The organism is Williamsia sp., from assembly GCF_036566845.1.
GTDB lineage: Bacteria > Actinomycetota > Actinomycetes > Mycobacteriales > Mycobacteriaceae > Williamsia.
The window spans coordinates 98,588-120,346 of the sequence record NZ_DATCVM010000282.1 but is presented as its reverse complement, the minus strand read 5'-3'; the positions used below and the strand labels follow the sequence as shown (position 1 = coordinate 120,346).

The 21,759-nt window shown below is 64.7% G+C and carries 19 protein-coding genes and 2 pseudogenes; 1 reads left to right on the top strand and 20 read right to left on the bottom strand.

Features of this window, described 5'->3' with window-relative positions:
- Window positions 1-12: 12 nt before the first annotated feature.
- From nuoN to VIQ49_RS27920, 16 genes are all read right to left on the bottom strand, one after another.
- Window positions 13-1,608 (bottom strand): NADH-quinone oxidoreductase subunit NuoN, encoded by a 1,596-nt coding sequence (gene nuoN, locus VIQ49_RS27995; protein WP_331890287.1) that lies wholly within the window; start codon window positions 1,606-1,608, stop codon window positions 13-15.
- Window positions 1,605-3,176 (bottom strand): NADH-quinone oxidoreductase subunit M, encoded by a 1,572-nt coding sequence (locus tag VIQ49_RS27990; protein WP_414731729.1) that lies wholly within the window; start codon window positions 3,174-3,176, stop codon window positions 1,605-1,607. The genes nuoN and VIQ49_RS27990 overlap by 4 nt, the downstream gene beginning before the upstream one ends.
- A complete protein-coding gene (nuoL, locus tag VIQ49_RS27985) occupies window positions 3,170-5,053 on the bottom strand; it encodes an NADH-quinone oxidoreductase subunit L (protein WP_331890283.1) in 1,884 nt (627 codons plus the stop codon). Before nuoL ends, VIQ49_RS27990 begins: the two co-directional genes overlap by 7 nt.
- Before the next feature lie 7 nt (window positions 5,054-5,060).
- Window positions 5,061-5,360 (bottom strand): NADH-quinone oxidoreductase subunit NuoK, encoded by a 300-nt coding sequence (gene nuoK, locus VIQ49_RS27980; RefSeq protein ID WP_331890281.1) that lies wholly within the window; start codon window positions 5,358-5,360, stop codon window positions 5,061-5,063.
- Window positions 5,357-6,118 carry an NADH-quinone oxidoreductase subunit J gene (locus VIQ49_RS27975; protein WP_331890348.1) on the bottom strand — a complete coding sequence of 254 codons (762 nt, stop codon included), beginning with the start codon at window positions 6,116-6,118 and terminating at the stop codon, window positions 5,357-5,359. Before VIQ49_RS27975 ends, nuoK begins: the two co-directional genes overlap by 4 nt.
- Before the next feature lie 59 nt (window positions 6,119-6,177).
- Window positions 6,178-6,711, bottom strand: a complete 534-nt coding sequence (gene nuoI, locus VIQ49_RS27970; RefSeq protein WP_331890279.1) for an NADH-quinone oxidoreductase subunit NuoI — start codon at window positions 6,709-6,711, stop codon at window positions 6,178-6,180.
- A complete protein-coding gene (nuoH, locus tag VIQ49_RS27965; protein ID WP_331890278.1) occupies window positions 6,704-7,942 on the bottom strand; it encodes an NADH-quinone oxidoreductase subunit NuoH in 1,239 nt (412 codons plus the stop codon). The genes nuoI and nuoH overlap by 8 nt, the downstream gene beginning before the upstream one ends.
- On the bottom strand, window positions 7,939-10,344 hold the full coding sequence (locus tag VIQ49_RS27960) for an NADH-quinone oxidoreductase subunit G (RefSeq protein WP_331890276.1): 2,406 nt from the start codon (window positions 10,342-10,344) through the stop codon (window positions 7,939-7,941). The genes nuoH and VIQ49_RS27960 overlap by 4 nt, the downstream gene beginning before the upstream one ends.
- A complete protein-coding gene (gene nuoF, locus VIQ49_RS27955) occupies window positions 10,341-11,663 on the bottom strand; it encodes an NADH-quinone oxidoreductase subunit NuoF (RefSeq protein ID WP_331890274.1) in 1,323 nt (440 codons plus the stop codon). The genes VIQ49_RS27960 and nuoF overlap by 4 nt, the downstream gene beginning before the upstream one ends.
- Before the next feature lies 1 nt (window position 11,664).
- Window positions 11,665-12,498, bottom strand: a complete 834-nt coding sequence (gene nuoE / locus VIQ49_RS27950; RefSeq protein WP_331890272.1) for an NADH-quinone oxidoreductase subunit NuoE — start codon at window positions 12,496-12,498, stop codon at window positions 11,665-11,667.
- Window positions 12,495-13,817, bottom strand: a complete 1,323-nt coding sequence (gene nuoD, locus VIQ49_RS27945; RefSeq protein ID WP_331890270.1) for an NADH dehydrogenase (quinone) subunit D — start codon at window positions 13,815-13,817, stop codon at window positions 12,495-12,497. Before nuoD ends, nuoE begins: the two co-directional genes overlap by 4 nt.
- A gap of 69 nt (window positions 13,818-13,886) precedes the next feature.
- On the bottom strand, window positions 13,887-14,582 hold the full coding sequence (locus VIQ49_RS27940; protein ID WP_331890268.1) for an NADH-quinone oxidoreductase subunit C: 696 nt from the start codon (window positions 14,580-14,582) through the stop codon (window positions 13,887-13,889).
- Window positions 14,579-15,133 (bottom strand): NADH-quinone oxidoreductase subunit B family protein, encoded by a 555-nt coding sequence (locus VIQ49_RS27935; RefSeq protein WP_331890266.1) that lies wholly within the window; start codon window positions 15,131-15,133, stop codon window positions 14,579-14,581. Before VIQ49_RS27935 ends, VIQ49_RS27940 begins: the two co-directional genes overlap by 4 nt.
- A gap of 39 nt (window positions 15,134-15,172) precedes the next feature.
- Window positions 15,173-15,568: an NADH-quinone oxidoreductase subunit A gene (locus VIQ49_RS27930; RefSeq protein ID WP_331890264.1), complete on the bottom strand. Its 396-nt coding sequence runs from the start codon at window positions 15,566-15,568 to the stop codon at window positions 15,173-15,175.
- A 268-nt stretch (window positions 15,569-15,836) separates the two neighbouring features.
- Entirely contained in the window at window positions 15,837-16,256 is a 420-nt protein-coding gene (locus tag VIQ49_RS27925) for a hypothetical protein (RefSeq protein ID WP_331890262.1), read from the bottom strand.
- Entirely contained in the window at window positions 16,253-18,379 is a 2,127-nt protein-coding gene (locus VIQ49_RS27920) for an MMPL family transporter (RefSeq protein WP_331890260.1), read from the bottom strand. Before VIQ49_RS27920 ends, VIQ49_RS27925 begins: the two co-directional genes overlap by 4 nt.
- A 194-nt stretch (window positions 18,380-18,573) precedes the next feature.
- Between VIQ49_RS27920 and VIQ49_RS27915 the strand changes: the two genes are divergently transcribed.
- Complete coding sequence (locus VIQ49_RS27915; RefSeq protein WP_331890259.1) at window positions 18,574-19,383, top strand: crotonase/enoyl-CoA hydratase family protein; 810 nt, start codon at window positions 18,574-18,576, stop codon at window positions 19,381-19,383.
- Between the two features lie 88 nt (window positions 19,384-19,471).
- Here the strand turns inward: VIQ49_RS27915 and VIQ49_RS29055 are convergent.
- The 4 genes and pseudogenes from VIQ49_RS29055 to VIQ49_RS27900 all read right to left on the bottom strand — a co-directional run.
- Window positions 19,472-19,631 (bottom strand): annotated as a pseudogene (locus VIQ49_RS29055) (acetyl-CoA C-acetyltransferase); the annotation flags it as partial.
- A 1-nt stretch (window position 19,632) separates the two neighbouring features.
- Window positions 19,633-19,962, bottom strand: a pseudogene (locus VIQ49_RS27910) (acetyl-CoA C-acetyltransferase); the annotation flags it as partial.
- Between the two features lie 50 nt (window positions 19,963-20,012).
- Window positions 20,013-21,170, bottom strand: coding sequence for an acyl-CoA dehydrogenase family protein (locus VIQ49_RS27905; protein ID WP_331890257.1), 1,158 nt, complete (start codon window positions 21,168-21,170; stop codon window positions 20,013-20,015).
- Between the two features lie 109 nt (window positions 21,171-21,279).
- The gene (locus tag VIQ49_RS27900) at window positions 21,280-21,729 is read right to left on the bottom strand and encodes a hypothetical protein (RefSeq protein WP_331890255.1); all 450 of its coding nucleotides are present in this window, start codon (window positions 21,727-21,729) and stop codon (window positions 21,280-21,282) included.
- Window positions 21,730-21,759: the final 30 nt, after the last annotated feature.

Sequence of the window (21,759 nt, the reverse complement as noted above, 5' to 3'; positions counted from 1 at the left end):
CGGTCGGAGATGTCAGCGAATGAACACGGCGGCACCGTCGGCGAGATCGAGCAGCGGTTGCGGGAAGATGCCGATGAGCACGGTGGCCGCGGCGGTGATGCCGATGGTCACGCTCGTCGCGATGTTGGGCGCGATCACCCTCGGGGCATCGGAGCCGGGTTCGGTGAAGAACATCAGGACGATCACCCTGATGTAGAAAACCACCGCGATCGCACTGCTGAGCACTCCCACTATCACCAAGGGCACGGCACCGCCGGAAGCGGCTGCCGAGAACACGGCGAACTTGCTGACAAATCCACTGGTCAAAGGGATTCCGGCAAACGCCAGGAGGAAAAGGGCAAACACGGCGGCCACCAGCGGTGAGCGACGGCCAAGACCGGCCCATCGAGTCATGGCGGTGACCTCACCGGAATCGTCGCGGACGAGCGTCAGAACCGCGAACGCTCCCAGCGTGCTGAGACCGTAGGCCATGAGGTAGAACATGGTCGACGACAGTCCATCTAGGCTGAGGGCGATGACGCCGGCCAGGATGAAGCCGGCGTGGGCGACGGACGAGTATGCGAGCATCCGTTTCATGTCGGTCTGAGTGATCGCAACAACGGAACCGACCACCATGGTCGCGATCGCGACCACCCACATCACCGGTCGCCAGTCGTCCTTGAGTCCCGGCAGCGCGACGTAGAAGACACGCAGCACCGCACCGAACGCGGCGATCTTGGTGGCCGAAGCCATGAATGCGGTGATCGGGGTGGGCGCACCCTGGTAGACGTCGGGGATCCAGTAGTGGAACGGCACGGCACCGATCTTGAACAGCAACCCGACCGAGACGAGGCCGGCACCGATCAGTGCGAGAGTCCGATCACCGGACTCGGCAGTGATGGCGGTCGCGATCTCGTCGAGCTGAACAGATCCCGCGTACCCGTAGAGAAAGGCGGCGCCGAACAGGAAGAAGGCCGACGAAAACGCGCCGAGCAGAAAGTACTTGAGTGCTGCCTCCTGCGATAGCAGACGACGCCGGCGCGCCAGGGCGCAGAGCAGATACAGCGGGAGAGACAGCACCTCGAGTGCTATGAACATCGTCAGCAGGTCGTCCGACGCCGGGAACAGCAGCATTCCCCCGACCGCGAACATCACGAGTGGAAACACTTCGGTCTGGGTGATCCCGGCCCGAGTGGCGGTGTGTTCGTTCTCGCTGCCGGGGACGGTTGAAGCGGCAGATGTGAACGCGTCCAGCACCTTCCGTCCGCCCGAAGCTGATGCTCCCACGCCGGCGTCTGCGGCGACGCCAACCGACGCCCGCTGTGCGATCAGCGGGATCGCCAAGGCCGACACCACCAGGATGGTGCCCTGCATCAGCAGTGCGGGCCCGTCGACGGCAACTGCACCAACCGCCGCCGAGGCGCGGGTGCCGGCAAGTGCCACAACAGCTATGAACGCGGCCGTGAGACCGCCGATACTCAACACCAACTGCCCGCCGTAGCGATACCGGGTCGGTGCGAAGGCCTCCACCAGCACTCCGGCCACCGCCACCCCGAACACGATCAACATCGGGGAGAGCTGTGCATATTCGATGGATGGTGCCGGCAGCACGTCTACAGCGGAGTTCATGGTGGTCCTCCTCCGTCGGGTTCGGCGACGGCAGGCGCCGGGTCCTGTTCCTTGATGACGGTCAAGGTGTGACCGACAGCAGGATCGATCACATCCAGGATCGGTTTGGGGTAGATGCCGAGGACGAGCAGCAGGGCGATCAAGGGTGTTACGACGATGAGCTCACGGCGCTTCAGGTCGCCGATCTTTTCATTGTCCTTTGACACCGGTCCGGTCATCACCCGCTGGAACATCCACAACACGTAGAGTGCCGCGAGGACCAGCGCGATACTGGCGCAGACCGCGGCCACCGGGTAGCGGGTGAAAGTGCCTATCAGGACCAGGAATTCGCTGACGAACGGCCCCAGCCCCGGCAGCGACAGGGTGGCGAGGCCGGCGATGAGGAAGGTGCCCGCCATCACCGGCGCAACCTTCTGGACGCCGCCGTAGTCGGCGATGTTTCGGCTGCCGCGCCGGGTCACCAGGAATCCGGCGATGAGCATGAGTGCGGCGGTGGCGATGCCGTGATTGACCATGTACAGCGTCGATCCGGCCTGGCCCTGGCTCGTCAACGCGAAGATGCCGAGGATGATGAAACCGAAGTGCGAGATCGACGTGTAGGCGATGAGCCGCATCATGTCGGTCTGCCCGATCGCGAGGATCGCGCCGTACACGATGCCGATCACCGCGAGGATGATGATCAGCGGCGTGAAATATCTTGTCGCATCTGGGAACAACTGAACGCAGTAGCGCAGCATCGCAAACGTTCCGACCTTGTCCACCACGGCCATCATGAGGACCGCACTGGCCGGAGTGGCCTGGACGGCTGCGTCGGGCAGCCAGGTGTGCAGGGGCCACAGCGGCGCCTTCACGGCAAAGGCGAACATGAACCCGAGGAACAGGGCCTTCGCCACGGTCGGATCGATATCGAGCGCCCCCGACGAGACCGCGGCCGCGATCTCTCGGAAGTCGAACGTGCCGCCGCCCTGATCGGTGGTCACCACGTACAGGCCGATGACGGCCGCCAGCATCACCAAACCGCCGGCGAGGTTGTAGAGCAAGAACTTCACGGCCGCGCGGGTCCGCTCTCCGGCGTCACGAGGGCCACCGAACCCGGCGATGAGGAAGTACATCGGGATCAGCATGGCTTCGAAGAAGATGTAGAACAACAAGATGTCGAGCGCGGTGAACGAGATCATCACCATAGCCTCGACGAGCAGCATCAGGGCCACGTAGCGGTGCGTGGCCCGTCGGCGATCGGCGTCGGCGTCGTTCCATCCGGCGATCAAGAGCAGCGGCAACAGCACCGCGGTCAGTATCACCAGGGCCAGTGCGATCCCGTCGATGCCGAGCGCGTACCTCGCCCCGAAAGTCGGTATCCACGAGGTGGATTCGACGAACTGGAACTGCTCACCGCCGGTGTCGAAGCCGGCCGCGAGACCGATCGAGATGGCGAGAACCACGGCCGAGGTACCCAGGGCGAGCCACTTGGCGTGAACACGCATCCGCGGCGGCAAGGTGAGGATGATCGCCGCGCCGACAGCGGGTACGGCCCACAACAGGGTCAACCAGGGAACGTCGCTCACCACACCCTCACCACCATCATCATCCCGATCAGCAGGGCGGCACCGGCGAACACCGACAGCGCATACGAGCGAACGAACCCGGTCTGCAGCCGGCGCGTGCTTGCCGAGACCGCGGCCACCGTCGCACCCACGGCCCGCACGACGCCGTCCACGCCCTTGGTGTCGACCACACCGAGTGTGCTGGTGAGCTTTTGGCCCGGTCGCATGAACGCGGCCTCGTTGAGGGCATCGCCGTAGAGGTCGCGGCGGGCGGCCTCGGTCAACGGACTCACGTCGTCGGGTGCAACCTCCGGAATGTCCCGTCCGGCGTACTGGCGGTAGGCGATACCCACCCCGACTACCACGATGGCGAGCGTGGAGAGGGTGATCACCCACACGGGCACACCGAGGTGCTCATGGTGTTCACCGACAACGGGTTCCAGCCAGTCCTGAAGCGAACTGCCGAGGACCAAGAGTCCACCCGCACACACAGACCCGATCGCGAGCACCACCATCGGTGCGGTCATCAACGACGGCGATTCATGTGGATGAGTGTCGTCTTTCCATCGCTTCTCTCCGAAGAACGTCAAGAGCATCACCCGTGTCATGTAGTACGCGGTGATCCCGGCGCCGAGTACCGCGACGCTGCCGAGGATGATGCCCTTGGCTCCTCCTGCCGCCCAAGCGGTCTCGATGATCTTGTCCTTCGAGAAGAATCCGGAGAACGGCGGGATGCCGATGATCGCCAGATATCCGAGTCCGAAGGTCACAAACGTGATCGGCATCAGCTTCCGCAGGCCGCCGTACCGGCGCATGTCGGTCTCGTCGTTCATGCCGTGCATCACCGACCCCGCTCCGAGGAAGAGTCCGGCCTTGAAGAAACCGTGGGTGATCAGGTGCAGGATGGCAAATGCATACCCCGCCGGGCCAAGCCCGGCGGCGAGGACCATGTAGCCGATCTGGCTCATCGTGGATGCGGCCAGCGCCTTCTTGATGTCGTCCTTCGCGCAACCGATGATGGCACCGAACAGCAGTGTCACCGCGCCGACGATCATCACGCCCAGCTGGGCATTCGGTGCCAGATTGAAGATCGGGCCGGAGCGGGTGATGAGGTAGACGCCGGCAGTGACCATGGTGGCCGCGTGGATCAGCGCGGAGACCGGGGTCGGGCCTTCCATGGCGTCACCGAGCCACGACTGCAACGGAACCTGGGCCGACTTGCCGCAGGCCGCGAGCAGGAGCATCAGGCCCATCGCGGTGAGCGTTCCTTCACCGGCCTCACCGGCTCCGCCGAACACCTCCGAGAACCCGACCGATCCGAACGTGGCGAACATGATCATCATGCCGATCGCCAGGCCCATGTCGCCGACGCGGTTGACCACAAAGGCTTTTTTCGCGGCGGCCGCCGCGCTGGGGCGTTCGTGCCAGAAGCCGATCAACAGATACGACGCCAGACCGACACCCTCCCAGCCCAGGTACAGGCCGAGGTAGTTGTCGGCCAGGACCAGCAGGAGCATCGCCGCGAGAAACAGGTTGAGATACGCGAAGAATCGACGCTTGCCCTCATCAGCCTCCATGTAGCTGACGGAGTAGATGTGGATCAGCGACCCGACGCCGGTGATGAGGAGGACGAAGCACATCGAGAGCTGGTCGAGTTGCAGGCCGAAGTCGACCTGCAGCTCACCGACCGGAACCCACGTGAACAGCGTCTGCCCCATCGACCGGTCCTCGGCGGATCGCGCGAGCATGTCGAAGAACATGACCACGCCGAATGCGAATGACGCCAGTGCCATGATGCAGCCGACGAGGTGGCCCCACCGATCGGTGCGGCGGCCACCCAGCAATAGCACGACGGCCCCGGCGAGGGGGAGTGCCGGCAGGATCCAGATGAGTTTGTCCATGGCGGGATCAGAGTTTCAGCAGATCGGCGGCGTCGACCGAGGTCGATCGACGGGTGCGGAAGATCATCATGATGATCGCCAGGCCGACAACCACTTCGGCGGCCGCGACCACCATCGTGAAGAAGGCGATCACCTGGCCGTCGAGATTGCCGTGCATGCGGGCGAAGGTGACAAATGCGAGGTTGCAGGCGTTGAGCATCAACTCGACACACATGAACACCACAACAGCGTTGCGGCGGACCAGGACTCCGCCGGCTCCGATGGTGAACAGGAGCACTGAAACATACAGGTAGTTCTCGGGATTCATTTCCGGTCCTCCGTTCGGCGCACTTCGGGCCCGGGAGCGGTCGGGTCGCGGGGAACGAGGACGTCGCTGACCGACAGATCGGAGTAGGAGCCGTCCGGAAGCAACGCCGGCATGTCGACGGCGTTGTGGCGGGCGTAGACGCCCGGATTGGGGAGCGGTGTGGCGCGGGCGCCGTCTCGGAACCGCCGGATCGACATCTCCCGCTGGGAGGTCTTGGGGCCGAGGCGTTCCCGATGGGCCAGGACCATGGCGCCGAGGGTGGCGGTGATCAGCAGTGCGCCGGTCAACTCGAACGCCCAGAGGTACCGGATGAAGATGAGCTCGGCCAGTCCTTCGACGTTGCCGCCGGCGTTGGCTTCCTCGACTCCCACAAATGCGGTGACGGAGGCGCTGCCGACCCCGGCGATGATGAGGATCCCGAACCCGAGGCCGGCGATGATCGCGCCGAGGCGTTGACCCCGAAGGGTTTCGACAAGTGAATCCGATGAATCGACACCCACCAGCATGAGGACGAACAGGAAGAGCATCATCACCGCGCCCGTGTACACAACCACCTGCGCGACACCGAGGAACAGTGCACCCTGCGCGATGTAGAAGACGGCGAGGATGATCATCGTCATCGCCAGGAACACCGCCGAGTACACGGCTTTCGCCGAACACACCACACCGAGCGCACCCAGCACGGCGACCGTGCCGAGGACCCAGAACTGCACTGCTTCGGTGGGCGACGTCTTGGTCAGCGGCTCGGCGGCGAGTATCGATGCGGACAACAGACTGTTCACGGGGCGGGGTCTCCTTCGGGTCTCGTCGTCGGGGGTCACCGGGGCGTGGTCGGCGGCATCACCTCGCCGATGACATTGCCGCGGTAGTAGTCCTCGTCGGTGCTGCCGGGGGCCATCGCGTGGGGCGGCGGCGTCATACCGTCGGCGAGAGGGGCGAGCAGTTGGTCTTTGCCGTAGATCAGGTCGGCGCGATTGTCGTCGGCCATCTCGTAGTTGTTGGTCATGGTCAGGGCGCGGGTCGGGCAGGCCTCCACACAGAGGCCACATCCGATGCACCGCAGGTAATTGATCTGGTAGACAACGCCATAGCGTTCACCAGGTGAGTATCGATCGTCCTCGGTGTTGTCGGCGCCTTCGACGAAGATGGCGTCTGCCGGGCAGGCCCATGCACACAGTTCGCATCCGATGCACTTCTCCAGGCCGTCGGGATAGCGGTTGAGCTGGTGGCGTCCGTGGTAGCGGGCCGCAGTGGGCGTCTTCACCTCTGGATACAGCTCGGTGTTGTTCTTCTTGAACATGGACGAGAAGGTGACGCCGAATCCGGCCAGGGGTTCGAGTGGGTTACGCATCGCTGCTCTCCTTGATCGGTGGCACCGGGAATCCGCCGGCCATGGCATCGAATGGCTCGATGGTTTCGACGAGTGCGGGGGTGGCGCGGCGTAGATCGCGTTTGCCTCGGAAGACTTTCCACAGCAGGGCGATCAGAGCGAGGCCGGCGACGACCCCGGCGACGCTGAGGACGGCGGTGGCGCTGCTGTATCCCTCGTTCCGGATCGCGCGCACCGTGGCGACGATCATCACCCAGGTCAGCGACACCGGGATGAGGATCTTCCACCCCAGTGCCATGAACTGGTCGTAGCGCAGGCGGGGCAGGGTGGCGCGGAGCCAGATGAAGAAGAACAGGAATGCCCAGACCTTGGCCACGAACCAGATCAGGGGGAACCATCCCGAGTTGGCACCGTCCCAGAGCGAAATCGGCCAGGGCGCATGCCATCCACCGAGGAAGAGAGTCGCGGCCAGCGCCGAGACGGTGGCCATGTTCACGTATTCGGCGAGCATGAACATCGCGAACCGCAACGAGGAGTACTCGGTGTGGAAGCCGCCGACCAGCTCACCTTCGGCTTCGGGGAGATCGAAGGGTGCGCGGTTGGTCTCGCCGACCATCGAGAACACATAGACGACAAACGAAGGCAGCAAAAGGAATATGTACCAGGTGTCGTCCTGCGCCGCGACGATGCCGGACGTCGACATGGTCCCGGCATCGAGGAAGACCGCCGCGAAGGTCAGGCCCATGGCGATCTCGTACGAGATCACCTGCGCGCTCGACCGCAGACCGCCGAGCAGTGGATAGGTGGATCCGGACGCCCAGCCGGCGAGCACGATGCCGTACACCCCGACGGAGGTGACCGCGAGGATGTACAGGACGGCCACCGACAGGTCGGTGAGCTGCAGCGGTGTCTCGTGACCGAAGATCGATACCTCCGGACCGAACGGGATGACCGCGTAGGCCATGATGGCCGGGACCACCGAGATGATCGGTGCGAGTAGGTAGATGGGCTTGTCGACCCCGGCGGGGATGATCCCTTCCTTCAGCGCGAGTTTCACGCCGTCGGCCAGACTCTGGAGTAGACCCATCGGACCAACCCGGTTGGGCCCCACCCGGGTCTGCATCCAGGCCATCACCCTGCGCTCGGCCAGGATGCCGATCAGCACGGTCAACACCAGGAAGACGAAGATCGCCAGGGCCTTGATGATGATCAGCCACCACGGGTCGTGGCCGAAAGCGGACAGGTCGGTCATGAGCGTTCCACTCTCGCTGCCGGCGCGATCTGAACCGTATGTCCGACAACCGGACCGAGTGTCGCGTAGAGGGAGCTTCCCGGTGAGTTGAGGGGCAACCAGACGACACGATTGGGAAGGTCGGTGATCTCCAGCGGCAAGGTGATGGATCCGCGATCGGTGCTGACCGTGACCAGTTCCTCGGCCCCGACCCCGTTCTCTGTCGCGGTGGCGGCGGACAGCCTGACCACCGGGCGCCGGGCGGTGCCCGCGAGATGGGGTTCACCGTCTTGCAGGCGGCCCGAATCCAGCAGCATCCGCCAGCTCGTGAGGACTGCTTGTCCGGGCCTGGTATCAGGAGCCTCCGAAACTGTGGTCACAGTGGGTGTTTCGAAGGCACCGTCCCAGGGTCCGAGCCGGCCGAGCTCCTCCCGTGCGCTCAGCGCATCGGGAAGGTCGATACCGCGGCCCAGGTGGTGGGAGATCGCGTCGAGAACCCGTTGATCGGGCATGGCGCCGTCGCTGGGCAGTGCCGCCTCGAACGACCGTGGACGTCCTTCCCAATCCACGAAAGTGCCGTCTTTGCGGACCACCGGTGACACCGGGAACACCACGTCTGCGACGTCGGTGACGGCGCTTTCCCGCATTTCGAGACTAATCACGAAGGGAGCCGCGATCAGTGCTGCCAGTGCCGCGTCGGGGTCGGGCAGATCGGCGAGCTCCACACCCCCGACCACCAGGGCCTGGAGTTCGCCTGATGCAGCGGCTTCGAGGATCCCGGCCGTGTCCATCCCCGGTGTGTGCGGTAACTCCGTACCCCAGATCTGACGGACCTGGGCTCGTGCGAGCGGGTCGCCGACGGGTCGGCCTCCGGGTAGGAGGTTCCCGAGGGCGCCGACCTCGAGCGCTCCCCGTTCGCCCGCCCGTCGGGGGACCCATCCGACCCTAGCCCCGGTGGCATCGGCTAGCGCGCCCACCGCGGTCAGCGCGCCGGGAACCTGGGCCAGCCGCTCGCCGACCAGGATCACCGCACCCGGCGCCCTGAGGTGATCGGATTCGTGAAGTCGTTCCAGCGCAGAGGGTTCGGCACCTGGTTCGACCTTGATCAGGCCGCCGGACATCTTCCGCAGTCCGCCGGTCGCGAAGGGCGCTATCGAGATCACGGTCAGTTTTCGCATCCGAGCAGCTTTGCGGAGACGCAGGAAGATGATCGGTGACTCTTCTTCCGGTTCGAGACCCGCCAGCAGGACCGTCGGCGCCTTCTCGAGGTCCGAGTACGTCAGGGACATCGGTCGTCCGGCCACCCGGGCCGCCAGGAAGGACGCCTCCTCGGCCGAATGCGCCCGGCTACGGAAGTCGATGCTGTTGGTGCCCAAGACTGTTCGGGTGAACTTGGCGTACGCGTAGGCGTCTTCCGCGGTGGCCCGCCCACCCACCAGTACGCCGGTTCGTGCACCCGCGGTCTTGAGACCGGCGGCCGCCGCGGCAACGGCCTGCGGCCACGACGCGGGCACCAGGCTGCCGTCGGCGCTGCGGATCAGCGGTGTGGTGATGCGGTCCAGCGACGTCTGATACGTGAATGCCCAGCGGCCTTTGTCGCAGTTCCACTCCTCGTTGACCTCGGGGTCGTCGCCGGCGAGGCGGCGCAGCACCTTGCCCCGTCGATGATCCGTGCGTTGCGCACAGCCGTCTGCGCAGTGTTCGCAGACGCTGGGGCTGGAGACCAGATCAAAGGGGCGGGCCCGGAATCGGTATGCCGCGCCGGTCAGCGCGCCGACCGGGCAGATCTGCACCGTGTTCCCGGAGAAATAGGATTCGAACGGGGTGTCGTCGGCGATCCCCACCTGTTGCTGGGCACCGCGCTCGAGGAGATCGATGAACGGATCGCCCGCGACCTGTTCCGAGAACCGGGTGCAGCGCGCGCACATCACACAGCGTTCGCGGTCGAGGAGGACCTCGGAGGACAGCGGAATCGGCTTGGGGAACGTACGTTTGACGCCCTCGAAACGGGACTCGGCCTGCCCGGTGGACATCGCCTGATTCTGCAGGGGACACTCGCCGCCCTTGTCACACACGGGGCAATCGAGTGGGTGGTTGATCAGCAGCAGTTCCATCACACCCCGTTGCGCCTTCTCCGCTTCGGGTGAGGTCAGTTGCGTCCGGACCACCATGCCGTCGGTGACGGTCGTTGTGCAGGAGGCCAGTGGTTTGCGCTGCCCCTCGACCTCGACCAGGCATTGCCGGCAGGCCCCGACCGGATCGAGGAGGGGGTGGTCGCAGAATCGGGGGATCTGCACGCCGATCAGCTCGGCTGCCCGGATCACCAACGTGCCCTTCGGAACCTTGAGCTCGGTGCCGTCGATCGTGACGGCAACCAGGTCGGCCACGGCCGACTCGGGGGAGGAATTGCTGGTCAGTGTCATGGCGCACCTGCCTGTTCAAACAGCGGGGAGCCGGCCGGTTCGAACAATGTGGACCGAGCCGGGTCGAAGGGACATCCGCCGCGGACGTGCTCGACGTACTCGTCACGGAAATACTTGAGCGAGGACATGATCGGGCTCGCCGCGCCGTCGCCGAGTGCACAGAACGACTTACCGAGGATGGACGCAGAGACGTCGAGTAGCTTCTGCAAGTCGTAGTCGGTGCCGCTCCCGTTCTCGAGTGCTCGCAGGATCTGGACCAGCCAGTAAGTGCCCTCGCGGCACGGCGTGCACTTGCCGCACGACTCGTGCGCGTAGAACTCGGTCCACCGCAGCACCGCGCGGACCACGCAGGTGGTTTCATCGAAGATCTGTAATGCTTTGGTGCCCAGCATCGAACCGGCAGCGCCGACACCCTCGTAGTCGAGGGTGACGTCGAGATGCTCGGCGGTGAAGATCGGGGTCGAGGATCCGCCGGGTGTCCAGAACTTGAGCTCGTGACCGGCCCGCACGCCACCGGCGTATTCGAGCAGTTCCCGCAATGTGATCCCCAGTGGTGCCTCGTATTGGCCGGGTGTGGTGACGTGTCCGGACAACGAGTACAGGGTGAACCCGGGTGACTTCTCGGTGCCCATGCTCTGGAACCAGTCGTTGCCGTGCAGGATGATCGGCGGCACGCTGGCGATCGACTCGACGTTGTTGACCACCGTGGGACTGGCATAGAGACCGGCAACTGCCGGGAACGGGGGACGTAGGCGCGGTTGACCACGACGCCCTTCGAGTGAGTCGAGTAGCGCGGTCTCCTCACCGCAGATATACGCGCCGGCTCCGGCGTGGACCACCAGTTCCAGGTCGAATCCCGACCCGAGGATGTCGCGGCCCACGAGCCCGGCCGTGTAGGCCTCGGCGACCGCGGTCTGCAGCCTTCGCAACGCAGGGATCACCTCGCCGCGAACGTAGATGAATGCGTGCGACGCCCGGATCGCGTATGCCGCAATGATGATCCCCTCGATCAGCACGTGCGGAGTCGCCAGGAGCAGGGGGATGTCTTTACACGTTCCGGGCTCGGACTCGTCGGCGTTGACCACGAGGTAATGCGGCTTGCCGTCGCCCTGTGGGATGAACGACCATTTCATACCGGTGGGGAATCCGGCGCCGCCGCGACCTCGTAGACCGGACTCCTTCACCGTGGCGATCAGGTCGTCGGGATCCATCGCCAGGGCTTTGTCGAGGGCTTGATATCCGTCATGGCTGCGGTAGGCGTCGAGGGTCCACGACCGGGACTCGTCCCAGTACCGAGACAGCACTGGTGTCAAAGGCATCTCAGCTCGCCTTCCCGCCGGGAGGTACGTCTGCAGAAGGTGCGGGAGCGGGCTTGTCGGCGCTCGACTCCGCGGCCGCCTGCTCATCGTCGGGCCCGGCGACATCGTCGGAAGCCCCGGGGGCCGGAGCCTGCATCTGGCGTTCGCGGGCGATGCGGTGCCCGGCAAGAGTGGGAGCACCCGGTTCGGCCGCATCCGACGCACCGTCCCGTTCATCCGCGAAACCTGCCAGAATTCTTGCGGTCTCGCGGAACTTGCACAACGGCGCGCCGCGGCTGGGTGTCACCTGCTCTCCGCTGCGGAGGGCGTCGACGAGGTCGCGACCGGATCGTGGTGTCTGATTGTCGAAGAACTCCCAGTTGACCATCACCACGGGTGCGTAATCACAAGCCGCATTGCACTCGACGTGTTCGAGTGTGATCGACCCGTCCGGGGTGGTCTGCCCGACCTCGATCTCGAGATATTCGCGCAGGTCCGCGAGGATCTGGTCGCCGCCCATCACCGCGCACAGGGTATTGGTGCACACCCCCACCAGATAGTCGCCGGTCTCCTCACGCCGATACATCGAGTAGAAAGTCGACACCGCAGTGACCTCGGCGGTGGTGAGCCCGAGTTGCTGTGCGCAGAAACCGATTCCGGCGGGCGTGATGTACCCGTCGACGCTCTGTACGAGGTGCAGCAGCGGCAACAATGCCGATCGCGGGCTCGGATACCGCGAGATGATCTGCGTGGCGTCGTCACTCAGACGCGCGAACACGTCGTCGGGGTAGCGGTGGGATTCCGCGGCAACTTCGCGCGGGATGCCGAAATCGATGAATATCGGTTTGGCGGTCATCGGTCGACACCTCCCATGACGGGATCGATGCCGGCGACCGCGGCGATCACGTCCGAGATCATGCCGCCCTCGCACATCGCCGCCACCGCTTGGAGATTCGTGAACGACGGATCCCGGAAGTGGACACGATAGGGGCGTGTCCCGCCGTCGGAGACCATGTGGACGCCCAGTTCGCCGCGGGGGGATTCGATCGGGATGTAGACCTGGCCCGGGGGTACCCGCATACCTTCGGTGACCAGCTTGAAATGATGGATCAGGCCTTCCATGGACGAACCCATGATGTCGGAGATGTGCTTCGGGGAATTGCCCAGTCCGTCCTCACCGACGGTGAGTTCGGCCGGCCAGGCGATCTTCTTGTCCTCCACCATGATCGGTCCGGGGCGCAACCGGTCGAGGGATTGCTCGACGATCTTCAGGGACTCCTTCATCTCCTTGACCCGGATCTGGTAGCGGCCGTACGAGTCGCAGGCATCGTCGGTGATGACGTCGAACTCATAGTTCGCGTACCCGCAGTACGGAGACGACCGGCGCAGGTCATGGGCCAGGCCGGTGGCCCGCAGCACCGGACCGGTGACACCGAGAGCCATGCATCCGGTGAGATCGAGGTAGCCGACGCCCTGGGTGCGGGCCTTCCAGATGTAGTTCTCGCTCAACAGGTCTTCCACGTCACGCAGCCGCCCGGGCAGCACCCGGAGCACCTCGCGCACCTTCTCGACCGCGCCGTCGGGGAGATCCTGGGCCAGGCCACCGGGCCGGATGTAGGCGTGGTTCATCCGGAGGCCGGTGATCATCTCGAAGACGTCGAGGATCAGTTCCCGTTCGCGGAACCCGAAGAGCATCGCGGTGACCGCGCCGAGCTCCATACCGCCGGTTGCCAGAGCGACCAGGTGAGATGAGATCCGGTTGAGCTCCATCAGCATCACCCGGATGACGGTGACCCGCTCCGGGATCAAGTCGGTGATGTCGAGAAGTTTCTCCACGCCCAGGCAGTAGGCCGTCTCGTTGAAGAATGGCGAGAGGTAATCCATCCGGGTCACGAACGTGACGCCCTGCGTCCAGTTGCGGAACTCCAGATTCTTCTCGATCCCGGTGTGCAGGTAGCCGATACCGCACCGGGCTTCGACCACGGTCTCGCCCTCGAGCACGAGGATCAGCCGCAGGACCCCGTGCGTCGACGGGTGCTGGGGACCCATGTTGACAACGATCCGCTCCTCACCGGCACCGGTGGCAGCGCTGACCACGTCGTCCCAGTCCTGCCCCGACGCGCTGTAGATCCCGGGATCCTTATCGATTTCGGGGTCCCTGTCCGTTCGACTCATGGTCGAGCTCCGCTTCGCTTCGTCTCCGTACTCATGGTCGAGCTCCGCTTCGCTTCGTCTCCGTACTCATCAGCTGTACGACCTCCGCTGGTCGGGCGGTGCGATGCGGGCACCCTTGAACTCGACCGGGATGCCGCCGAGTGGGTAGTCCTTGCGTTGCGGATGACCTTCCCAGTCGTCGGGCATCTGGATCCTGGTCAGTGCGGGATGTCCGTCGAACACGATCCCGAAGAAGTCGTAGGTCTCGCGCTCGTGCCAATCGCAGGTCGGGTAGATCGTGTAGAGCGACGGGATGTGCGGATCGCTGTCCGGGACAGCCACTTCCATGCGGATGCGTCGGTTGTGTGTGATCGACAGCAACGGGTAGACAGCGTGGAGTTCCCGGTCGTTCTCGTCCGGATAGTGCACGCCGCTGACGCCGAGACACAGTTCGAATCTCAGTGTGGGCTCGTCGCGGAGGGTTCCGGCAACGAGCGGTAGATGATCGCGCCGCACGTACAGGGTCAGTTCGTCGCGGAAGACCACAACCTTCTCGACCGCCTCGTCCAGACCCGGTCCGCCGCGCGCGGTGAGAGCGTCTGCGAGGTGATCGACCACCTCGTCGAAATATCCGCCGTACGGCCGAGGGCTGCGGTCGGGCATGAAGATCGGGCTGACGAGACGGCCGTAACCTGAGGTGTCGCCGCTTCCGCTGGCACCGAACAGCCCGCGGCGGGTGGCGATGGCCTCGCGCCCGGAATCGCCCTCTGCGTTCGGGGGTGTCATCGCAGCAATCCCTTCATCTCGATCGTCGGGGTGGCCGTGAGGGCGGCCTGCTCGGCCGCGCGGATGGCCTCGTCACGATCAACGCCGAGCGGCATCTCCTGGATCTTCTCGTGCAGCTTGAGGATTGCGTGGAGCAACATCTCGGGGCGCGGGGGACATCCGGGCAGATAGATGTCGACGGGAACGATGTGGTCGACACCCTGGACGATGGCGTAATTGTTGAACATACCGCCCGAGGAGGCGCAAACACCCATGGCAAGAACCCATTTCGGTTCCGCCATCTGATCGTAGATCTGGCGGAGTACCGGAGCCATCTTCTGGCTGACCCGGCCGGCGACGATCATCAGGTCGGCTTGGCGGGGAGAGGCGCGGAAGGCTTCCATTCCGAAGCGGGCGATGTCGAAACGTCCACCGCTGGTGGCCATCATCTCGATGGCGCAGCAGGCAAGGCCGAACGTGGCCGGCCACAGCGACCCCTTGCGCATGTACCCGGCCAGGCCCTCGACGGTGCTCAGCAGGAACCCGCTGGGGAGCTTTTCTTCAATACCCATGATGGACACTCTCTTTCGGGCAGTTGCTCGTGCGAACCGTCAGTCCCAACTCAGTCCGCCGCGCCTCCATTCGTAGGCGTACGCCACCGAGACGTTGAAGATGAACAGTGCCATCGCGATCAGCCCGAACAGGCCCAGTGAGTCGAAGTAGACCGCCCACGGGTAGAGGAACACGATCTCGATGTCGAAGATGATGAAGAGCATGGCGGTCAGGTAGTACTTCACCGGAATACGCTGCCGGGTAACGCTTCCCGAAGCGATGTCATTGCCCAGGCCGCCCAGTGGATTCGGGATGGGTTCGATCCCGCACTCGTACGCCTCGAGTTTGGCGCGATTGTAGCGACGCGGGCCGACGACGGTCGCGAGGGCGGCAGACCCGACCGCGAAAGCCACTGCGATCAGGCCGAGTACGAGTATCGGCACGTAGAGGTTCACGAGTACGGTTGCTCCTTCCCAGCGAGTGGTTGCGGAGTGGGGTGTCGGCGTTTGGGCGGACCGACAAAAAACAGGGCTACGTTGGTGCTCAGATCATCCGGGGCTGTGTGTGATCTGAAACACAGCCTACCGTCGGCCGGGCCCGGGGTGTCACCGTTACGGGCACCGATGGCCGTGCTGATTTGTAATCGCAGTTATCTGGATCGCTCATAAGAGTGGCCGCAGAACATGGTCGTTCGGGTCTGGTGCAGGAGGCCGCCGATGGCGGCTAGGAGGACGTACGAAGGACCGTGACCACGGCTTTTGTGAGCGCGAACGGATCGATCGGGCGGGGGACCACTGCCTCCGCCCGTGACCAGGCGGCCAGCCATCGATCTTCAGGACGGCCGGTCAACAGGACGATCGGCGGGCAGTCGTCGATCTCGTCCTTCAGCTGACGCGCGATGCCCATCCCGCCGGCGGGTGCCGCTTCGCCGTCGAGGATCACCAGGTCGATACTCCCGGCATCCATCTCGCGGATCACCCCGGGCCCGGTGGCCACCTCCACGTAGAGGAACGGGTCGAGGCCGTCGGGTGGGAAGTCTCCGAGGGCGGCGATGATCTGCCTGCGCGTGCTCGCGTCGTCGCTGTAGACGAGGACGCGTTTGACATCCAGGCGATTGTTGGTGCGTACCGGTGCTTCGGTCACGTGGCCGATGCTACTCGTGCATCCATATCGGCCGCAGGGGGTTTGGTCTTGTTGGCCGGCCACCAGAAGGCGCTCCTCTGCAGGACCGAGAGGCCCGGGACCAACATCGGCGCCATCACCAGCGAGGCGAGCAAGACGCCGATGGCAACACCGGCGCCGAGTTCCTGGAGGTTCTCGAGGCCGGTGAGGGTCAGGGACGCGAACGTCAGCGCGAGAATGGTGCCGGATGCGGAGACGGTGGGTCCGTCGTTCGAGATGGCGATTCTGGCGGCTTCGGCGGGCGAGTGGCCGTTCTTGAACTCTTCTCTCAGGCGTTCGGCCAGCAGGATGTTGTAGTCGGTGCCTATCGCCACGACAAAGAGGTAGAGCACGATCGGGGTCGAGAAGTCGATGCCGTCGTATCCGGCGCCGTGCAGGAAGACGATGACGAGCGCGCCGAGTGTTGCGGCGAACGTCAGGCCCACGCAGACAAGCAGGTTGATCGGTGCGAGCACGGACAGTAGCAACAGTCCGAGGATGACGCCGACGATCACCACGGCGACCGGGAATACGCGGCTGGTGTCGGTGTTGAGCTGTGCCCGGACATCGACAAGTGTCGAGGTCTGGCCGCCCACAAGCACTTCGGCGTCCGGCATGGAGCTGTGGGCGGTGTCGCGGATCGGGCCTTCGACGGCATCGAGGGCTTCGGACGTGTAGGGGCCCTCCACCAGGATGACGTTGATCAGAGCGGCGGTCCCGTCCTGACTGAGCTTGGGTGGTGTCACCGATGCCACGCCCGGGACCTGGCTGAGATTGGTGCTGAGCGTGGCCAATTCGTCCTGCGGTACCGGTCCTGGTGTCTTGACGTACACCTGGGTGGGACTCAGTGCGCCCGGAGGCAGGGAAGCCGACAGTGTGCTGAACGCCTCTTGTGACGGTGTGTCGGAGGGCATTTCATCGAGAGTGTCGTAGGTCGATTTGTAGCCGGTGCTGAAGATCGCCAGGACGATGAGCCCGGCGGCGATGGTGATCACCACGACAACGGGGTGGTGTCCCACAAATCGGCTGATCGGGCCGAACGGCGACCGCTTGGGTTCGGGACCAGGACCCAGTGGCCAGAACAGGTGTTTGCCCAGGATCGCGCAGACCGCGGGTATCAGCGTCAGAGCGGTCACCAACATCAGCGCGACGCCGATGATCAGCCCCGGCGCAAGCGAATTCAGGGATCCGAGTTTGGCGAGGAACAGGGCGGAGAATGCGCCGATCACGGTGAGGGCGGACGACGCCACCACCCGTCCGACCACGCGGGTCGAGAGGATCAGAGCGTGGTCACCAATGTCGCCCTGCCGTAGCTCTTCCCGGTATCGGAAGAGCAGGAACACGATGTAATCGGTGCCGACACCGAACAGCACCACCACGAGTATCGCGTCGAGGGAGGTACTCACCTCGAAGTCGAACAGTTCGGCGGCAAATGCGGTTACGCCGCGGACAGCGGTGAACACCACGCCGATCACCACGATCGGCAAGACCGCGATGATCGGGCTGCGGAACACCAGGCCGAGGGTGAGCAGGATGATGATCACGGTCGCGATCGTGATCACGTTCTCCGCATCGTCGTAGGCGGAGTTGCTGTCGACCAGGATGGCGGCGTTACCAGTGAGGCCGGCCTGCAGATCGGTGCCCTCGAGTGCGGTGGTGGCGTTTGTCCGGACCAGCGGTACCGCATCGTTGACGATGTCATCTCCGGGTTGGCCGGCGAACGCGACCTGCAACGCGGCGACCTTGCCGTCGGGGGAGAACGACTGCTGGCTGCCGGTGACCGCGGTGACGCCGGGGATCTTCTCGTTCTGCAGAGTGGTGGCCAGTCCGATCGCTGCTTGCTGGTCGGGCGGTGACATGGCGGCACCGTCGGTGCGGGACACCACCAATGTGCCGGTGGCGCCCGAGGTGGCGGGGAAGTACTCGTTCCCCAGATCCTGGGCCTGGATCGACTCGAACGAGGTGGGCAGGAAGTCCTGATTGTTGCCGGTCGTGTGGTCCTCGAGATCAGGCGAGAACACGATGATGGCGATGGCGACGACAAGCCACCCCGCTATGACCCGCCAAGGATGACCGACAACGATGCGTGCTATGAATGCGAACATTCGAATCCCATTCGGTGACAACGAATCTGGTGTAGTTGTAGCGACCGCTACCGCAGGTGGGGATGGATGTCGGCGCGCGGGGCATCGGTGCGTCAAAGCTGCGCAATATTAACGCGATTCCCATTGACCTGTGAGGTAACCGGAGATTCGGTCGGCCGCGCCGACCTGGGGTGCGAGGTGGATAGGATCGCTGGATGACTGCTGACAGCGATGTTGTTCTTGCCCAGACCGATGGTCACGTCACCACGTGGACCCTGAACCTGCCGGAGATCCGCAACCCGATCTCGGGTGATGACGTGGTCGACCGGCTCGTGGAGCTGGTCGCCGCTGCGAATGCCGATCAGCAGACGCGGGTGGTCATCCTCACCGGTGCCGGCAGCGCATTCTCCGCGGGCGGCAACGTGAAGGACATGGTAGACCGCAACGGCATGTTCGGTGGTAAGCCGCACCAGATCTTCCAGGGCTATCGGCGTGGGATCCAGCGGCTGGCTCGCGCGGTCTACACCTGCGAGGTGCCGATCATCGCGGCCGTGAACGGACCTGCGGTGGGCGCGGGGTGCGACCTGACCCTGATGTGCGACATGCGGGTTGCCTCCACCAAAGCCTTTTTCGCGGAGAGCTTCGTGAAGCTCGGGATCATCCCGGGCGACGGCGGCGCCTGGTTGCTGCCACGGGCGGTGGGTGCCGCGCGCGCTGCCGAGATGGCTTACACCGGCGACCGCGTGGACGCCGCGACCGCGCTCGAGTGGGGCCTGGTCTCGCGGGTCGTCGAACCCGAGGAGTTGCTGACCACCGCCAGGGAGCTGGCCGCGCGGGTGGCCGTCAACCCGCCGCACGCATTGCGGGCCACCAAACGCCTGCTGCGCGAATCCGGTCGGCAGGACTTCGACGGATTCCTGGAATTGTCGGCGGCTCTGCAGGCACTGTCACATCCCACCGAAGATCACCGAGAGGCACTGGCGGCGTTCAACGAGCGCCGCGTCGGGGACTTCACCGGAGAGTAGCGATCCGTGCAGGCTTTCTGATCGCGCACCGGCATTGCAACGCCGGGATTCGAATGAAGAGCCTGCACGGGGTTGACGATCGGAGAACTCAGAGGAGTTCGAGGATGGTCGCGTTGGCCATGCCGCCGCCCTCGCACATCGACTGCAGGCCGAACTGGATGTCACCCGCCCGCATGCGGTGGACCATCCGTGGTCATCAGCCGAGCCCCGGATCCGCCCAGCGGATGGCCCAGCGCCATGGCACCGCCTACGGATGAGCGCGAACTCGTCGGCGATCATCTCCGCGCCGATGCCCTGGTTGAACGCGAAATTGTTCTATCGCTCGCGGACCATCGGGCCGTACGGCTCACCGTGGAGCCCATCGGCGCGCGTCGCGTCCATGATCACTCGCGACATCGATTCGACGCCGCCGGCGACGGCGATGTCGTAATGGCCGGCGACGACCACGCCGGCCGCGGCGAGGTGAACGGCCTGCTGCGATGACCCGCATTGCCGGTCGACCGGATGTATTCCGGACAGTCCGCCGTTCCGTTTGCCCACCGGGCTGAGGACGGCGTCGACAATCACTGCATCACGTATATGCGTTTGCCTCCTGGGTCGGAACTGTTGAGTTCGATGAACGAAAGCGGTCAGATACCAAGGGATTTGGCGATGATGGTCTTCATGACCTCACTGGTGCCGCCGTAGATTCGCGAGACGCGGGTGTCCGCGTACAGGCGCGCGATGGGGTATTCGGTGACGTACCCGTAGCCGCCGTGGAGCTGCAGGCATTTGTCGATCACCCGGCCGGCGGCCTCGGTGCAGAAGAGCTTGGCCTTCGCGGCGTCGGGCACGGTGAGCTGACCGGCATCGTGCAGTTCCAGCGCGCGGTCGGCCATCAGGACGATCGCGTCGACCTCTGTGGCGCACTCGGCGAGAACGAATTTGGAGTTCTGGAACGACGACAACGGCTTGCCGAAGATGGTGCGTTCCTTGACGTAGTTGATGCCGTGCTGCAGGGCGGCCTGCGCGGAGGACGAGGCCTGCAGCGCGATGGTCAGACGCTCCTGGGCGAGGTTGTGGGTGAGGTAGTTGAACCCTTCGCCCTCGTCGCCGAGACGGTCGGTGACCGGTACTTTCACGTTGTCGAACGACAACTCGGCGGTGTCGGAGGCCTTGAGTCCGATTTTTTCGAGCTTGCGGCCCACCGAGAAACCCTCGGAGGTGGTGTCGACACAGAGGATCGTCAGCCCGGCGCGCCGGTTCTCCGAGGTGCTGGACGCGGTGCGGCAGACCACCAGGATGAGGTCGGCGAGGGCGCCGCCGGTGATGAAGGTCTTGGATCCGTTGAGGAGGTAGTACTGTCCGTCCTCGGACAGCTTCGCGGTGGTGGCGATGTTGGCCAGGTCGGATCCGGTGCCGGGCTCGGTCATCGCGATGGCGGTCATGATCTCGCCGGAGATGAATCCGGGGAGCCAGCGCTTCTTCTGCTCCTCGGTCGCGTATTCGACCAGGTACGGCAGGATCAGGTTGGAGTGCACCGAGTATGAGCCGAACGTGACCCCGGCGCGGGCCGCCTCTTCGGTGACGACCGCGGTGAACTTGAACGAGTCGGAGCCCCCGCCGCCGAACTCTTCGGGCGCCTCGATTCCGAGGATGCCCAACTCGCCGAGGCGGTTGTAGAACTCGCGGGGCGGATGCCCCTGTTCCTCCCATTCGTGGTGCACCGGTACGACCTCGCGATTGATGAAATCGCGGACGACCTGGCGAAATGCTTCATGCTCCTCGTTGAACACCGTCCGAAGCACTGCCCCCTCCATCCCCGAATGCCGGTCTCTTCGGTCGGTCCGAACGCCATGCATGCGGCAAATTCGAACATAGAGCAACCGGGGACGGTTCGGTAGAGGAAGTAAACGGTCAGCCCAGTGGGATTGTCATCATCCCGGTGTTGAGACAGCCTTTGCCGGTCTGGAAGTCGCCCGCGAAACCAGCGCCGTTGTCACAGGTAGGGGCAGATCTGCCGTCGACTGTCACCTCTGCGCCCGGTCCGGCGATACCGATCGACAATCCGGGATTCTGTCCGGTCATGTTGACGACGGCTCCGTCTCCGAGTGCGATCGCGGCGGGTCCTGAGAAGTTGTCGCCGGTGACGGTCGCGACACCGCCGTCGATCGTGATGGCCAGCGTCAGACCGGTGGGCCCGGAACTGACCTCGCAGGTGTCGGTGGATGCCGACTGTCCGGGTAGACCAGGGCAGATGGACACCTGTGGCGCGGCGGAGGCGGCGGGTGCCGCGGCGAAAGCAAGTGCGGCGCCGCCTGCGACGGCGGCAAGAACGCCTACGGTTGTGCGCGCAATTCGAATCATCGGAGTACTCCTCAGTCGGTGCGGTTGTGC

Excerpts from the sequence above, each read along its gene's own strand:
- nuoN (WP_331890287.1), bottom strand. The coding sequence starts at position 1,608 with ATGAACTCCGCTGTAGACGTGCTGCCGGCACCATCCATCGAATATGCA.
- nuoL (WP_331890283.1), bottom strand. The coding sequence starts at position 5,053 with ATGGACAAACTCATCTGGATCCTGCCGGCACTCCCCCTCGCCGGGGCC.
- nuoK (WP_331890281.1), bottom strand. The coding sequence starts at position 5,360 with ATGAATCCCGAGAACTACCTGTATGTTTCAGTGCTCCTGTTCACCATC.
- nuoI (WP_331890279.1), bottom strand. The coding sequence starts at position 6,711 with ATGCGTAACCCACTCGAACCCCTGGCCGGATTCGGCGTCACCTTCTCG.
- nuoH (WP_331890278.1), bottom strand. The coding sequence starts at position 7,942 with ATGACCGACCTGTCCGCTTTCGGCCACGACCCGTGGTGGCTGATCATC.
- VIQ49_RS27960 (WP_331890276.1), bottom strand. The coding sequence starts at position 10,344 with ATGACACTGACCAGCAATTCCTCCCCCGAGTCGGCCGTGGCCGACCTG.
- nuoF (WP_331890274.1), bottom strand. The coding sequence starts at position 11,663 with ATGCCTTTGACACCAGTGCTGTCTCGGTACTGGGACGAGTCCCGGTCG.
- nuoE (WP_331890272.1), bottom strand. The coding sequence starts at position 12,498 with ATGACCGCCAAACCGATATTCATCGATTTCGGCATCCCGCGCGAAGTT.
- nuoD (WP_331890270.1), bottom strand. The coding sequence starts at position 13,817 with ATGAGTCGAACGGACAGGGACCCCGAAATCGATAAGGATCCCGGGATC.
- VIQ49_RS27940 (WP_331890268.1), bottom strand. The coding sequence starts at position 14,582 with ATGACACCCCCGAACGCAGAGGGCGATTCCGGGCGCGAGGCCATCGCC.
- VIQ49_RS27935 (WP_331890266.1), bottom strand. The coding sequence starts at position 15,133 with ATGGGTATTGAAGAAAAGCTCCCCAGCGGGTTCCTGCTGAGCACCGTC.
- VIQ49_RS27920 (WP_331890260.1), bottom strand. The coding sequence starts at position 18,379 with ATGTTCGCATTCATAGCACGCATCGTTGTCGGTCATCCTTGGCGGGTC.
- VIQ49_RS27915 (WP_331890259.1), top strand. The coding sequence starts at position 18,574 with ATGACTGCTGACAGCGATGTTGTTCTTGCCCAGACCGATGGTCACGTC.
- VIQ49_RS27900 (WP_331890255.1), bottom strand. The coding sequence starts at position 21,729 with ATGATTCGAATTGCGCGCACAACCGTAGGCGTTCTTGCCGCCGTCGCA.